The organism is Mesorhizobium sp. P2_E10 (assembly GCF_056404235.1).
This window is the reverse complement of record NZ_JBFUEK010000005.1, coordinates 342412-355942: the sequence shown is the minus strand read 5'-3', so window position 1 is coordinate 355942 and position 13531 is coordinate 342412. Positions and strand designations below refer to the sequence as shown.

14 protein-coding genes and 1 tRNA gene are annotated in these 13531 nt (G+C 60.8%); 7 read left to right on the top strand and 8 right to left on the bottom strand.

What is annotated here, in order from left to right; all coding sequences use genetic code 11:
- Positions 1 to 273 precede the first annotated feature (273 nt).
- A complete protein-coding gene (locus tag AC1D0N_RS16525; RefSeq protein ID WP_477245646.1) occupies positions 274 to 2439 on the top strand; it encodes an adenylate/guanylate cyclase domain-containing protein in 2166 nt (721 codons plus the stop codon).
- A gap of 102 nt (positions 2440 to 2541) precedes the next feature.
- On the opposite strand, the gene AC1D0N_RS16520 is transcribed toward AC1D0N_RS16525, so the two are convergent.
- A tRNA-Met gene (locus tag AC1D0N_RS16520) sits at positions 2542 to 2618 on the bottom strand.
- A 241-nt stretch (positions 2619 to 2859) separates the two neighbouring features.
- On the opposite strand from AC1D0N_RS16520, the gene AC1D0N_RS16515 reads away from it, so the two are divergent.
- On the top strand, positions 2860 to 3825 hold the full coding sequence (locus AC1D0N_RS16515; RefSeq protein ID WP_477245644.1) for a Gfo/Idh/MocA family protein: 966 nt from the start codon (positions 2860 to 2862) through the stop codon (positions 3823 to 3825).
- Positions 3826 to 3841: 16 nt separating this feature from the next.
- Here AC1D0N_RS16515 and mnmA read toward each other — a convergent pair whose 3' ends face one another.
- On the bottom strand, positions 3842 to 5032 hold the full coding sequence (gene mnmA / locus AC1D0N_RS16510; RefSeq protein ID WP_477245642.1) for a tRNA 2-thiouridine(34) synthase MnmA: 1191 nt from the start codon (positions 5030 to 5032) through the stop codon (positions 3842 to 3844).
- 257 nt (positions 5033 to 5289) lie between these two features.
- Between mnmA and sciP the strand changes: the two genes are divergently transcribed.
- Entirely contained in the window at positions 5290 to 5565 is a 276-nt protein-coding gene (gene sciP, locus AC1D0N_RS16505) for a CtrA inhibitor SciP (RefSeq protein WP_013529904.1), read from the top strand.
- A 63-nt stretch (positions 5566 to 5628) separates the two neighbouring features.
- Here sciP and AC1D0N_RS16500 read toward each other — a convergent pair whose 3' ends face one another.
- Positions 5629 to 6555 carry an NADP-dependent oxidoreductase gene (locus AC1D0N_RS16500; RefSeq protein WP_477245640.1) on the bottom strand — a complete coding sequence of 309 codons (927 nt, stop codon included), beginning with the start codon at positions 6553 to 6555 and terminating at the stop codon, positions 5629 to 5631.
- A gap of 90 nt (positions 6556 to 6645) precedes the next feature.
- Between AC1D0N_RS16500 and AC1D0N_RS16495 the strand changes: the two genes are divergently transcribed.
- Positions 6646 to 7050 carry a winged helix-turn-helix transcriptional regulator gene (locus AC1D0N_RS16495; protein WP_477245638.1) on the top strand — a complete coding sequence of 135 codons (405 nt, stop codon included), beginning with the start codon at positions 6646 to 6648 and terminating at the stop codon, positions 7048 to 7050.
- A gap of 125 nt (positions 7051 to 7175) precedes the next feature.
- Here the strand turns inward: AC1D0N_RS16495 and AC1D0N_RS16490 are convergent, their stop codons facing one another.
- Complete coding sequence (locus AC1D0N_RS16490; protein WP_023669945.1) at positions 7176 to 7553, bottom strand: flagellar export protein FliJ; 378 nt, start codon at positions 7551 to 7553, stop codon at positions 7176 to 7178.
- A gap of 450 nt (positions 7554 to 8003) precedes the next feature.
- On the opposite strand from AC1D0N_RS16490, the gene ctrA reads away from it, so the two are divergent.
- A complete protein-coding gene (gene ctrA, locus AC1D0N_RS16485) occupies positions 8004 to 8699 on the top strand; it encodes a response regulator transcription factor CtrA (protein ID WP_006203583.1) in 696 nt (231 codons plus the stop codon).
- 94 nt (positions 8700 to 8793) lie between these two features.
- On the opposite strand, the gene AC1D0N_RS16480 is transcribed toward ctrA, so the two are convergent.
- Together AC1D0N_RS16480 and chpT are read right to left on the bottom strand one after the other, a co-directional pair.
- The gene (locus tag AC1D0N_RS16480; RefSeq protein ID WP_477245637.1) at positions 8794 to 9162 is read right to left on the bottom strand and encodes a response regulator; all 369 of its coding nucleotides are present in this window, start codon (positions 9160 to 9162) and stop codon (positions 8794 to 8796) included.
- 266 nt (positions 9163 to 9428) lie between these two features.
- Positions 9429 to 10058: a histidine phosphotransferase ChpT gene (chpT, locus tag AC1D0N_RS16475; protein ID WP_477245635.1), complete on the bottom strand. Its 630-nt coding sequence runs from the start codon at positions 10056 to 10058 to the stop codon at positions 9429 to 9431.
- Between the two features lie 389 nt (positions 10059 to 10447).
- On the opposite strand from chpT, the gene AC1D0N_RS16470 reads away from it, so the two are divergent.
- Positions 10448 to 10984, top strand: a complete 537-nt coding sequence (locus AC1D0N_RS16470) for a DUF1134 domain-containing protein (protein WP_477245908.1) — start codon at positions 10448 to 10450, stop codon at positions 10982 to 10984.
- Positions 10985 to 11135: 151 nt separating this feature from the next.
- The gene (locus AC1D0N_RS16465; RefSeq protein ID WP_477245633.1) at positions 11136 to 12290 is read left to right on the top strand and encodes a coiled-coil domain-containing protein; all 1155 of its coding nucleotides are present in this window, start codon (positions 11136 to 11138) and stop codon (positions 12288 to 12290) included.
- A 19-nt stretch (positions 12291 to 12309) separates the two neighbouring features.
- Here AC1D0N_RS16465 and AC1D0N_RS16460 read toward each other — a convergent pair whose 3' ends face one another.
- Positions 12310 to 13113: a TrmH family RNA methyltransferase gene (locus AC1D0N_RS16460; protein ID WP_477245631.1), complete on the bottom strand. Its 804-nt coding sequence runs from the start codon at positions 13111 to 13113 to the stop codon at positions 12310 to 12312.
- A 55-nt stretch (positions 13114 to 13168) separates the two neighbouring features.
- Positions 13169 to 13507, bottom strand: coding sequence for an ArsR/SmtB family transcription factor (locus AC1D0N_RS16455; RefSeq protein ID WP_477245629.1), 339 nt, complete (start codon positions 13505 to 13507; stop codon positions 13169 to 13171).
- Positions 13508 to 13531: the final 24 nt, after the last annotated feature.

Genomic DNA, 13531 nt, shown 5'->3' with positions numbered 1-13531 from the left:
CGGTTCAGTCCTCTGGGGCGCTGCACAATGCCAAGTCGACCACTGCCGCGGCGCCTTCCTGCTATCTCGCTGGAACTGCAGTTCGCCATCGAGATTGCGGGAGGCGAGCCTCGGCGCTCAAGCATCAAAGCGACAGTTCCGTCATCCTCGATGGCAAGATCGGTGCCAACGATTGCTGGATGATCCTGAGACACCGGCGACGGACGCTGGAGAGGTCGGTCGTTTCATTTCAGTGTGACCAGGTCTATACTCCACGGGGGACAGGCCAGATCGATGGACCGTAAGCTTTCCGCCATTCTCGCTGCCGATGTTGTGGGCTATTCCGCCCAGATGGAACGCGACGAGGCCGGCACGTTCGAGCGCCTTCGAGCTGGACGCAAGGAACTGTTCGAGCCTGAGATTGCCCGCCACCACGGCCACATCTTCAAGCTGATGGGCGATGGACTGCTGGCCGAATTCGGCAGCGTCGTGGATGCGGTCGAATGTGCCGTGTCGTTGCAGCACGCCCTGGCGGAACGCAACGCCGCCGTTTCCGAGGATCATCGGATTCGCGTCAGGATCGGGATCAATCTCGGCGAGATGATTGTCGAGGGCGAGGACCGATATGGCGAAGGCGTCAACGTCGCTGCCAGGCTCCAACAACTGGCGGAACCTGGCGGCATCTGTGTCTCGGCAAAGGTCGCAAAAGAGGTTGAGAAGAAGTTGGCTTTCGGCTTTGAGCCGATGGGCCAACAGAAGCTGAAGAACATCGCCGAACCGGTGCAAGCGTACCGGGTGCTGCTCGATCCCGCGGTGGCGGGAAAGCCCATGACTGTCAATCGACACCCACGCTTCAGGCGCAATCTGGCCGTCGTTATTGGGGTCCTTGTTGTCGCAGTCGGCCTTGCAGCAGCGTGGTGGCGACCGTGGGAGCCACCGCTTCGGCCCACCGCCCTGACGGCCAATGCGAAAGCCGACACCCGGCCATCCCTCGTCGTGCTTCCATTTGACAATCTCAGCGACGACAAGGCGCAAGGTTATCTGGCCGACGGTTTCACCGAGGACCTGACCACAGAACTTGCACGCGTGCCCGGACTGTTCGTCGTGTCGCGAAACGCGGCTTCCGCCTACAAGGACAAGGAGACCAGACCCGCTGAGGTCGCCGCAGCGCTTGGTGTCCGGTACATACTGGAGGGTTCGATACGTCGGGTCGGCGACGACATGCGTATCAACGCGCAATTGATCGACGGCTCGACCACCGGTCATCTCTGGGCAGAACGTTTCGACGGCCAGTGGACGGATGTGTTTGCGTTGCAGGACAAGGTCGTCGTCAGCATCGCGGGCGCGCTCAAGCTCCGTCTCGTCAGCGCCCAAGGCAAGGCAGATGTCGCGGGCGGCACGCGCAATCCTGCAGCCTACGAAGCTTACCTCCAGGGCATGGAGATCTACAATCGTCGCAATACTCCAGACGAGTTTGCGCAGGCGGTGAGGTTTTTCCAGCAGGCGCTGGAACTCGATCCGAATTTCGGCGTGGCGGCAGCCTCGCTCGCATGGGCCTATTGGGACATGGACGGGCCACGGGTCAAAGCTTTAGCCTCTTCGGATAGCATTGCGCAGTTCAACGTATACAAGTACCTGGGGGCGGCGGCTAGGCATCCTTCGCCGTCCTACTATCAGCTCGTCGCCAGTTTGCTGGTTCGCGAGCACCGGTCCGACGAGGCAGTCGCGGTTATGTTCAAGGCAGTGGCGCTCGACCCGAGCGATCCCCTGAACTATGTCGGGCTGGCAGAAGCTCTGAATTTCAGTGGCAGGCCGAACGAGGCCAGCGACTATCTCGTCGCGGCCAACCGTGTCGACCCAGGCGGCAATGACCATCGGCACTACCTGGCTGGGCTGGCTGAATTTGGCCAGGGTCGTTTCGAGGAAGCTGTCGACTACCTTGAAAGGATCGATCTCCAATCGCCCGATCCATGGCCGAAATTCTACGGCCTGCAGGTGTTGGTTTCGGCCTACGCACATCTCGGGCGCAGTGACCAGGTCGCGGCCTATAGTGACAGGCTAAGGAACGTCATGTTGGAACGAAAGGATGGAGGGGCAAATCAGCTGGTCACGCAGAGATATTTTGTGTTCAAGAACCCGGCTGACATCGGGCGTCTGCTGGACGGCCTGGACAAGGCCGGTTTGCCGGAGTTGCCGGAAGAGGTCGATCTGGATGCGAAGGACCGGCTTACCGGTTCGGAGATCAGGTCGCTCATCCTCGGTCGTGACCTGCGCGGGGGAGGCGCATGGATAGATAAAGGAACCAGCTGGGTGCAGCAGAACTTCCTGTGCGACGCCATTCCGAAAGTTCAGACAACCTGCGGCGCGATCTTTCGCAATCCTGCCGGGACGCCGGAGCGACGCAACGAGTATACGGCAGTCTTCCGTTTCGATCGTTTTGAGTTTTCGACCGTCAAATAAGACCCCGGGACCTGCTCTCCCCGGCTTTCGGCCGCACACCCCGCAAACGATGCGCTTCCGGGGAGCCATGAGGGGACCGGAGAATCGTTTGGACTGTGAAGGTGGTAGCGGGAGAGGGACTTGAACCCCCGACCCCAGGATTATGATTCCCGTGCTCTAACCAACTGAGCTACCCCGCCAGGGCGGCGAAAGGCCCGAAATCCGCCTCAAATCGAAAGGCATGTCGAGGCGTTCGCCAAGGTCGCGCGGATATAAGGTTGGGAGGGCAAGCCTGTCAAGCTTCCAGGCGACCGGCATGGCGGCATATTCGCGTGTCGCCGAAAAGCTTTGCCGGGCAGACATTTGAGCGGGGCTACCGGGGTTGAGTTCGGCGGGGCACGTCGCTATGTCTCGGCCTGGAAATTCTAGAGTTTGAAACAAATGAAACCGCGCATCGCAGTCCTCGGTTGCGGATACTGGGGCAGCAACCACATCCGCACCCTCAAGGCGCTTGGCGCGCTGCATGCGGTCTCCGACCTCAACAGCGCCCGTGCGGAAGGTTTTGCCAGCGAGCAGGATTGCCTGGCGATCGAGCCCGAGCAGCTGTTTGTCCGCGACGACGTCGACGCCATCATCATGGCGCTGCCGCCGCAGTTCCATGCCGACATGGCGGTGCGCGCCGTCGAAGGCGGCAAGGACGTGCTGGTGGAAAAGCCGATCGCGCTGACGGTGGCCGATGCCGAGCGCGCGGTGCAGGCGGCCAAGGACAATGGCCGCGTCTTCATGGTCGGCCATGTGCTGCGCTTTCATCCCGCCTTCGAGACGCTGAAGGCGCTGATCGACAATGGCGAGCTCGGCGAGGTGCGATACATCCACTCGCACCGGCTCGGGCTCGGCAAGTTCCACACTGAGAACGATGCGCTGTGGGATCTGGCGCCGCACGATCTGTCGATGATCCTGGCGATCACCGGCACGGAGCCGATCGAGGTGCGCGGCGAGGGTGCAGCGCTGCTCGACAATCTCAGCGACTTCGCGCATCTGCACATGCGCTTTCCCAACGGCCTGCGCAGCCATCTCTTCACCTCGCGGCTCAATCCCTATCGCGAGCGGCGGCTGACGGTGGTCGGCACCAAGGCGATGGCGGTGTTCGACGATGTCGAGCCATGGGAGCGCAAGCTCGCCGTCTACCGTCACGCCGTGTGGCAGGACAGCGGCCAGTGGGCGTTTACCGCCAACGAACCATCCTATGTGGCGGTTGCGCAAGGCATGCCGCTGACGCGCGAGCTGGAGCATTTCATCCAGTGCATCGAGACGCGGGCCGAACCGCGCACCAGCGGTGAAGAAGCCATCAGGGTGCTGCGCATCCTGACCGCGGGCACGGTCACCCACACCAAATCCGGTACCTGAAGAAAAGTGCTGCCGTTTACTCTGCGGGGATCTGCGCCGGGCGGGCGGCCAGCCGCGTCAGCATGGCCTCGGCCTCGGCGCCGCGCTCCGAACGCTCGATGAAGCCGCCACCGAACACGCGGGCCTCGTTGCCGTCGTCGGAATAGAGCACGCAGGCCTGGCCGGGTGCGATGCCGGATTCACCATCGGTCAGCTCGACAAAGGTGCTGCCGGCACGGTGATGCAGCACGGCCGGGCGCGGCGGGCGCGTCGAACGCACCTTGGCGAACAGCTCAAGCCCGGCTGCCGGTATGTCCGACAGCGAAGTGTCGCCCAGCCAGTTCATGTTGCGCAGATAGATCTTGTGCGTCTCCAGCGCCTCGCGCGGACCAACGATGACGCGAGCCCGGTCGGCGTCGAGATGGACGACATAGAGCGGCTCGCCGGAGGCGATGCCGATGCCGCGCCGCTGGCCGATCGTATAGCGCAAGATGCCCTCATGGCGGCCCAGCACGCGACCGTCAATGTGGACGATGTCGCCCGGATTGGCGGCGGACGGCCTCAGCTTGGCGATGATGTCGGAATATTTGCCCTGTGGCACGAAACAGATGTCCTGGCTGTCCTGCTTGGCGGCGACGGTCAACCCCATCTCCTCGGCAATGGCGCGAACCTGTGGCTTCGACAGGCCGCCGAGCGGAAAGCGCAGATAGTCGATCTGCGCCTGGGTGGTGGCGAACAGGAAATAGCTCTGGTCGCGATCGGCATCGACCGGCCGATACAGCGCGCGATGCGCGCCGTTGGCGCCGGAGCGGATGTAGTGGCCGGTGGCCAGCGCATCGGCGCCAAGCTCCTTGGCGGTCGCCAGAAGATCGGCGAACTTGACGGTCTGGTTGCACGAAACGCAAGGGATCGGCGTTTCGCCGGCGACATAGCTCTCGGCGAAGGGATCGATGACCGCCTTGCGGAATCGCTCCTCGTAATCGAGCACATAGTGCGGGATGCCCAGCGTCTCAGAGACACGGCGGGCGTCGTCGATGTCCTGGCCGGCGCAGCACGAACCGGCCCGGTGCGTCGCCGCGCCATGGTCATAGAGCTGCAGCGTGACGCCGACGACATCATAACCTTCGCGCTTCAGCAGGCCGGCGACGACCGATGAATCGACGCCGCCCGACATGGCGACGACGATGCGGGTGTTTTGCGGGCTTGCGGGGAGATCGAGGCTGTTCATGGTTCTTTCGTTCTGCACGGCGCTTGCATGCCAATGGCGCGAATATAGGTCAAGCACCCCGGGTGCGCCAGCTTTGAGCGCCAGCCGATTTTGCGATCAAATTCCGCGCTTGCCGGCGAGTGTTTCAAATGCCGACGAAAAGACTAACGCGGCGTTCATGATCCTTACCTAGTCATTAGGGTCTGCTTAGGCAATTTTTAAAGCTGTGGCGGTAATGTGGTGGGGATTGGGTCTTTGAGTTTTTTGTAGAGAGTACGATGACCGATCTGGTTAGACCGCGAGTCAAATATGTTATCGGGCCTGACGGCAGCCCCCTTACGATTGCCGATCTGCCGCCGACGAACACTCGGCGCTGGGTTATCCGGCGCAAGGCGGAGGTGGTGGCGGCTGTTCGTGGCGGGCTTTTGAGCCTCGATGAGGCATGCCAGCGCTACAAGCTTACCACCGAGGAATTCCTGTCCTGGCAGGCGTCGATCGACGAGTACGGCCTTGCCGGGCTGCGCACGACGCGCATCCAGCAATACCGGCATTAGGGCCGGCTTGAACACGAAAAAGGGCGCGGCAATCCGCGCCCTTTTTGTTTTGCCACAACGATTTTAGACCGCCAGCACCACCTTGCCGATCGGTCTGGTGGCAAGAAAAGCATGGGCGTCGCCGGCCTCTTCAAGCGGAAAGCTCCTGGCCACGTGAATGGCAAGCTTTTTCGCATCGATCAGTTTGGTAAGCTCCACAAGGCCCTCACGATCGGGCACGACGGACATCCGCTCGACGCGGATATTGCGTGCGCTGGCATCTGCCTTGGTGGCGTCGCTGACATTGAGCAGCGATACCAGTACGCCACCGTCCCTCAGCACTTTCAGTGAGCGCTGCGCATGGTCGCCGCCGATTGGCTCCAGGACCAAATCAATGTCGCGGGCGCTATCGGTGAAATCGCCCGCGGTGTAGTCGATCACCTCGTCGGCGCCGAGCGCGCGGACGAAATCGAGCTTTTCCGGGCTGGCGGTGGCGATGACGTAAGCGCCGTGCGCCTTGGCGATCTGTACCGCCAGGTGTCCGACGCCACCGGCGGCTGCATGGATCAGCACGCGCTGGCCGTGCTTCAACCCACCATGGCGGACAAGGCCTTGCCAGGCTGTCAGCCCGGCCAGCGGCAATGCGGCGGCATGAATGTGATCGATGCCTGCGGGCTTCAGCGCGATTTCATCGGCGGGCGTGACGGCGAGCTCAGCATAGGCTGCTGCCTGTCTGGGAAAATGCGGCATGCCGAACACGGCGTCGCCGACCTTGAGGCCCGTCACCTCCGCGCCGAGCGCCTCGACGGTTCCCGAAATATCCCAGCCGAGGATGAAGGGCGGTTCGCCAAGCAGCGGATAATAGCCGCCGCGTACGGCGCCATCGACCGGATTGATGCCGGCGCCCTTGACGCGAACAAGCACTTCGCCGTGTCTTGGCGTCGGGTTGGGTCGATCGGCAATGACGAGGACGTCGGGTCCGCCGACGGAATTCTGGATAATGGCACGCATGGGAGTCTCTCCTGCTTGGTTGATGCCACTATCATTTGGATAGTAATATTCCCTTGTCTAGTATGTACCTTTTCTATATATAGGCACCTCATGGATAGTGATGATGATTGCGGCTTCGGCTATGACGCCTTCCAGCGGACGTGTCCTTCGCACGCCGTGCTCGAGATGTTGGCCAGCAAGTGGGTCTATCTGACGGTTTGCGCGCTGCGTCGTGGCCGGATGCGCAATGGCGAACTGGCGCGCAAGCTAGAAGGCATTACGCCAAAGATGCTGACGCAGACACTGCGCATCCTCGAACGCGACGGTCTGGTGCGGCGCGAAATCTTTCCGGTGATCCCGCCGCGGGTCGAATATGAATTGACCGAACTCGGCCAGAACCTGGCGGGGCTGCTCAATCAGATAAGATCCTGGTCGGAGCAGCATGTGCCCGACATCAAGGAGGCCCGTGCGCGGGCGACAGTGGGTCACGAAGAGGATTTGTTGACCCGGGCCTGAGGCCGGCGGCCTATCGGATCGTGCTCAAAGTGCCGGATTCATGCCGTCTGGCTTGCGCGTTGCGCTGGACGAGCGGCGGCGCCACGCCCCGATTGCCCAGGTGGATTGGGTCCGGGGCTCTGTTTTCAACCGATCATGGCGCTGCGGCCGCCCAATTCGGCGTCGCGTATCTTGGTGTCGCGCGATTCCAGCATCTCAGCCTTGGAAAGCTCCGCTTCAGCTTCGCCGAGTAATGATTCGGCAGCGCTTCGCTGTTGGGCGAGGTCGCTTTGTGAATTTCTGAGGTTGTCGCGGCGCAAGCGCGCTGCCTTGGCGAAGGTCGGATAGGCAAAATGATTGATGTCGGTGATGCCGGCCTTCTTTTCTTCGGCGGTGATCTGGAGCTCCAGTTCCACAGCCATGCGCTCGAACTCGGCGATCATCATGTCGAGCTGCAGCAGCTGCCGCCGCTTCTCGTTCACCTGAAACTGCTTCAGCCGAACGAGGTTTTCACGTGACTTCATGATTCGGTACTCCCAGAAACGCACACCTGCACATATCGTCCAACCCACCCGGCAAGGGCCTGGTGCCACCCGTTTCCACCGGCATTCCCGGAGTTATGGGAAACAAACTCCTAAAGTTTTTTGCCGGCGGTAACCATTCGTTTACGGGCATTGTTAATCATACGGCTCAGGACTTAAGGCCGGGTAAAAATTCCGGCTCTCTGTACGGAAGCTGGCCAGCGAGTCCCTGGAGTCACTTAGTCCGGCTTATTAATGTGTTGCATTAGCGGTTTGGTTTTGTGATTCGTTATTGGATTCAACAGGGTGTAGAAAGGGGTTAAAAAATCTGGTACCGTCCTCGATGCGGAATTAGGTTTTGTTAACCATTCGATGGCACCTTCTGGTCAGGCAATCACTGCTCCGGTCCCGGACGGGTCGTGAAATGGTCCGGCAGCAGAAAAGGGGAATGAAATGCGCGTTCTGCTGATAGAAGATGACAGTGCAACCGCACAAAGCATCGAGTTGATGCTGAAATCGGAAAGCTTCAACGTCTATACGACCGATCTCGGCGAAGAGGGTGTCGATCTCGGAAAACTCTACGACTACGACATCATCCTTCTCGATCTCAATCTCCCCGACATGTCGGGTTATGAAGTTTTGAGAACACTTCGCCTTTCCAAGGTGAAGACACCGATTCTCATCCTCTCCGGCATGGCCGGTATCGAGGACAAGGTGCGCGGTCTCGGCTTCGGCGCCGACGATTACATGACCAAGCCATTCCACAAGGACGAACTGGTGGCGCGCATCCACGCCATCGTGCGGCGTTCCAAGGGCCATGCCCAGTCGGTCATCACCACTGGCGACCTGGTGGTCAATCTCGACGCCAAGACCGTCGAAGTCGGCGGCCAGCGCGTGCATCTGACCGGCAAGGAATACCAGATGCTGGAGCTGCTCTCGCTGCGCAAGGGCACCACGCTGACCAAGGAAATGTTCCTCAACCACCTCTATGGCGGCATGGACGAACCGGAATTGAAGATCATCGACGTCTTCATCTGCAAACTACGCAAGAAGCTCGATGCCGCTTCCGGCGGCCAGAACTACATCGAGACGGTCTGGGGCCGCGGCTATGTGCTGCGCGAACCGGAAGACATTCGCGTCAGCGCCTGAGCGAAAACGCCCGTCCGATCGTTTTTCCAAAAAAAACCCGACCTAGGTCGGGTTTTTTGCATTTATGGCTGGATGACAGCGATTATCGAGCGAATCAGGCGGCGATTTTCAAGGTGCGGAAACGCTCGAGCAGCTGCGGCCGGTTGAATGGCTTCAGCAGATAGCCCTGGGCGCCGGCACGCTTTGCCCGCATGATCGAGGCGACGTCGACCTCGACCAGTGAAATCAGGATCTGCGGCTTTATCGAGCTCTCCATGGCGCGCACCCGGCGAATGAGATCCACTGCCTGCATATCCGGCAGGGCACCGTCGACGACGATAACATCCGGCATGTCGGCAGCGCACATCTCGACGGCATCAAGCCCGGTGGCTGCTTCGATCACCACCATGTCGGAACCACCAAGGATGCGTTTTGCAACCTTCCTGATGACGCTTGAATCGTCGACGAACATGCAGCGTTTCATTTCCGGGTCCTCTTTGCCATGTGGCGAACCGGCGGCATCCGGGCATCTGTGAGACACCATAGATCAATCTGGTAAAGAAGCTGAAAAGCCGTTAGGTAAAGTTTTTGCAAACATGGCCTTTGCGCACCGTTTTCGCCGCGAATTCGACGCGGCCAGGCTGGCGACGCTTGTTTGCCCTGAATTGCCTTGCCGTGAATTGCAAACTACGTCGCAAATATTGGCGGACGCAAATACTTGATCTGTTCTTGCCGGTCGGATCGAGATTTTCAGGCCGCCGAGAGCACGATTTCTTCCGCGGTCGCGTGGATCGATATCGTCATGTTGGCCTCGCGCGCCAGAAGCAGCGTGTAGTAGGGCTGGACCGAATGGGCGTCGATCGGCTCCTCGGGCTTGTTGCCGGAATGCAGTTCGAGGAATTTCGGCGGCACGCGCAGCATCGGGCCACTTGCCGCAAGCGCAAAGCGCGGCTCGGTGTCGAGATTTTCGAGCGTGACCACAAGCTTGCCGCCGCGCGGAATGGCGGCGTTGGCAACGAGAATGAGGTTGAGCAGCAGCTTCACCTTGTTTTTGGGCAGCAGCGCGCGAGGCCCGTTCCAGGTCAGTTCCGGCTTTTCGTTCTTCAGGAAAGCAATGGCGACAGCCTCGGCGTCGCCGGTGTCGATCATCATCCCGGCTGAACCTGCGGCGCCGAAAGCGATGCGGGCAAATTGCAGGCGGGCCGAAGCGTTTCTGGCGCTCTGGCGGATCAGCTTCATGGCGTCTTCGTCAGCGCCGCCTTCGTCGAGCAGTTCAAGACCATTGTTTATGGCGCCGACCGGCGAAATGATGTCGTGGCAGACCCTGCTGCACAACAAGGCTGCGAGATCGGGGGCGGAAAGGGTGAAAAGCTCGGCCATCGGCGAAAATCCCTGCTAAAAATCTGCGTCCCTTCGGTCGGGCGGTCAACCGTCGCGCCTGTCTACACGAATCACGCTCGCTCCCAAGCTTTCTGAATACACAGCGCCTGTGCGTGCAGCAACAAACCCAAAATTGTCGTTAGCGAAATGACGTGTTCACGCAGGCTGGGAACCTGCGCGGACGGCTCGAAACCAGCCTTCGAACCGCCATCTTCATGTGAGAGGTTAATGGTTGAAAAAGAATTACGGCATAGTTTGCCCGTAACAGTCATCCTTAACGGCCGCCAAAGAGCCGCACGGATGAGAGGCGTCGGCGAAAGTGCTCCATGACGGAGATTGGAAGCATGTTTTCCCGATTCTACGACCGGACCTTTGTCCGTGTCCTCTCAATGACGATTGCCTTGATGGGGCTCCTCGTCTTTTCAACCTCGGCTTTGCGGGCCCAGGAATACACCGCTCAGGAGATCGTCGATTCCGGTCACAAGTTCTTCGGTGCGACGTCGGGCGGGCTCGCCACCGTCGTCGAGAAGATTTTTGCCTCCTACGGTCTGCCCAATGGCTATCTGCTGGGCGAAGAGGGCTCCGGCGCGCTGATCGGCGGCCTGACCTACGGCGAAGGCACGCTCTACACTAAGAATGCCGGCGACCACAAAGTGTTCTGGCAAGGTCCGTCGCTGGGCTGGGATTTCGGCGGCGAGGGATCGCGCGTCATGATGCTGGTCTATAATCTCGACGATGTGAACAGTCTCTACAATCGTTTCGGCGGCGTTGCCGGCTCCGCCTATGTCGTGGCGGGCGTCGGTTTCAACGTGCTGCAGAACAACCGGGTTCTGCTGGTGCCGATCCGTACAGGCGTCGGTGCGCGGCTCGGCGTCAATCTCGGCTATCTCAAGCTTACCCAGAAGCCGACCTGGAATCCCTTCTGACCGGGGTGTGACTGCGTCATTTCGACCGGATCGATAGATCCTCACCCCAATGTTGCTGCGGCATACCCTTGCCGCGGCACTGGATTTGCGTCATGCGAAGATGGCAAAGTCCAGCTTTGGCGGTTCTCTGCCATCCATACGGATATTCACCTTGGTTCAGTCGATCCTGTTCTTCGCTCTCGGCTTTCTCTGCGCCGGCTTTCTGGCGCTGATGGTTGCCCCGGCCATCTGGCGGCGTGCCGTGGCGTTGACGCGCAAACGCGTCGAGGCGTCGGTGCCGATGACGCTGGCCGAGATCCAGGCGGACAAGGATCGCATCCGGGCCGAGTACGCGATGTCGACGCGCAGGCTTGAAATAAACGTCAAGATGTTGCGGGAGAAAGCAGCCGAGCAGCTGGTCGAGATCAATCGTGGGCACGAGGCCCTCAAGGGTCTGGCGATCGAGCGCAAGGACAAGGCGCAGGCGCTTTCCGAGCTGCAGGCCAAGGACGAAGAGCTTCGGCAGCGCGAGGAGCAGTCGCAGCGCCTGTCGGAACGCCTCGCGCAAACCGAGCGCATGTTGGAAAAGCGCGCGCTCGAACTCGAAAAGCTGGAGCAAATGTATGACGACGCCAGCTTCTCCTCCAGCAACCGCCAGATCGAACTGGTGGCGCGCGAATCCGAACTGGAAAAGCTGGCCAATGATATCTCGGTGCTGCGGGGGCAGCGCAAGGAGGCGGACAGGCGCAATCAGGAGATCACTGCTGAAGGCAAGGCTGCTCGCGATGCCTTGAAGGCCGAGAAGAAAAGAACCGCCGAACTGGACAAGAAGCTCGAACGCCTGCTGGCCACGCTCGCCGATCGCGAGGACAAGCTGGACCGCCGCGAAAAGGAGCTCGCGCTGCTTCGCGAAAAATCGAAGGGCGATGCTGGGGGAAATGCTCCGGCTGCGCGCCTCGTCGCAGGAGAGGACGTCGGCGCCAGAAGCGCCGATATCGACAGGGCGATCGCCAAGCTCGACAGCGACCGGGAGCGGCTTGAGGCCAGGCTGACGGTGCTGGCGCGCGAGAACAAGAGATTGAAGGCGGATCTCGGCGCGCTGGAAACATCGAAATCCGGCGATGGCGGCGATGTGCGTGGCGCCAGTGCTGCATTGCGCGAACAGATGAACGATCTGGCGGCGGAGGTCGTCAATCTGACGGCGAAACTCGAGGGACCGGATTCGCCGATAGCCAAGGCACTTTCAGCACCTCAGGACGTGCGGTCCGGGACCACCAGTCTCGCCGACCGCGTGCGAGCGCTGCAAAAAGCCGCTTCGGCGAATTGAGATCAGAAAACCAGCTGACCTACGCCTTCCTGGCTGAAAAATGATGCAGCGCGATGGCTGAGGCAGCGGCGACGTTCAGGCTGTCGAAACCTTGCGCCATGTCGATCCGCGCCGTTTGCAGGCGGGCGAGCAGGCTTTCCGGCAGGCCTTCGCCCTCCGTGCCGAGATAGAGCGCCAATCGTTCCGTTCTTCTCGCATCGCGAATGTCGGTCAGCCCGCGTGGCGACAGGGCAAACTGGCTGAAGCCCAACCGGTCGAGCCTGGCGGTGAAGCCGACGGTGTCGTCGAAGGATGCAAAGGGAACTTTCAGCGCCGCGCCGACCGAGACGCGGATCGCCTTGCGGTACAACGGATCGCAGCAGGTTGCATCGAGAAGCACGGCTTCGGCGCCAAAGGCAGCGGCGTTGCGGAAGATCGAACCCATATTGTCATGATTGGCGATGCCGATCAGCACGATGACCAGCGCGCTGGCGGGCAAGGTGTCCAGCAAGGCCTCGGCACGCTGCGGGGGGCCTTTGCTGCCAATCGCCAAGATGCCGCGGTGCATGTGAAAGCCGGCGATCCTGTCCATGACCTCGCCGGCGGCGACGTAAACCGGAAGGTCCACTGGTGCCTTGCGCAAGACCTGGTCGAGACCGGCCAGGCGGTTCTCGAGAACCAGAACCGACTCAGTGGCAAAGCGCCGGGCCGAGAGCAGCACGTCCAGCACAACCTTGCCTTCGGCAACGAAGCGGCCGTGCCGGCCGGTAAGGTCGCGTTCGCGGATATCGAAATAGGCGGCAACGCGCGGGTCTTGCGGGTCGTCGATGGGGATGGGAACCATGCATTCCTCGCCGGCAAAATTCGTCAGCGAGGTAAGGGACGAACGGTCCTGCCGGTCAAGTCCCGGCGCGGCGCAGGCGATAAGCCATCTGGGACAGATCACCTTCGCCAAAAATGCCATCCAGCATGGCGAGGAGGTCGCGCACAGCTGCGGACTTGCAGGAATAGTAGATCATCTGCCGGTCGCGGCGGGTCTCGACAAGGTCGAGCGCCCGCAGCTTGGCCAGATGCTGCGACAGGGCGGATTGGCTGAGCATGACTTTCTCGGCTATGGCACCGACCGACATTTCACCGTCGGACAGATAGCTCATGATCAGCAGCCGTTTCTCGTTGCCCATCAGGGTGAGAAACGTAGCCGCCGCTTCGGCGTTGGCAATTAGCTTAGTCGAGACCATTGATGCCCCATGTTTTCCAGCTCA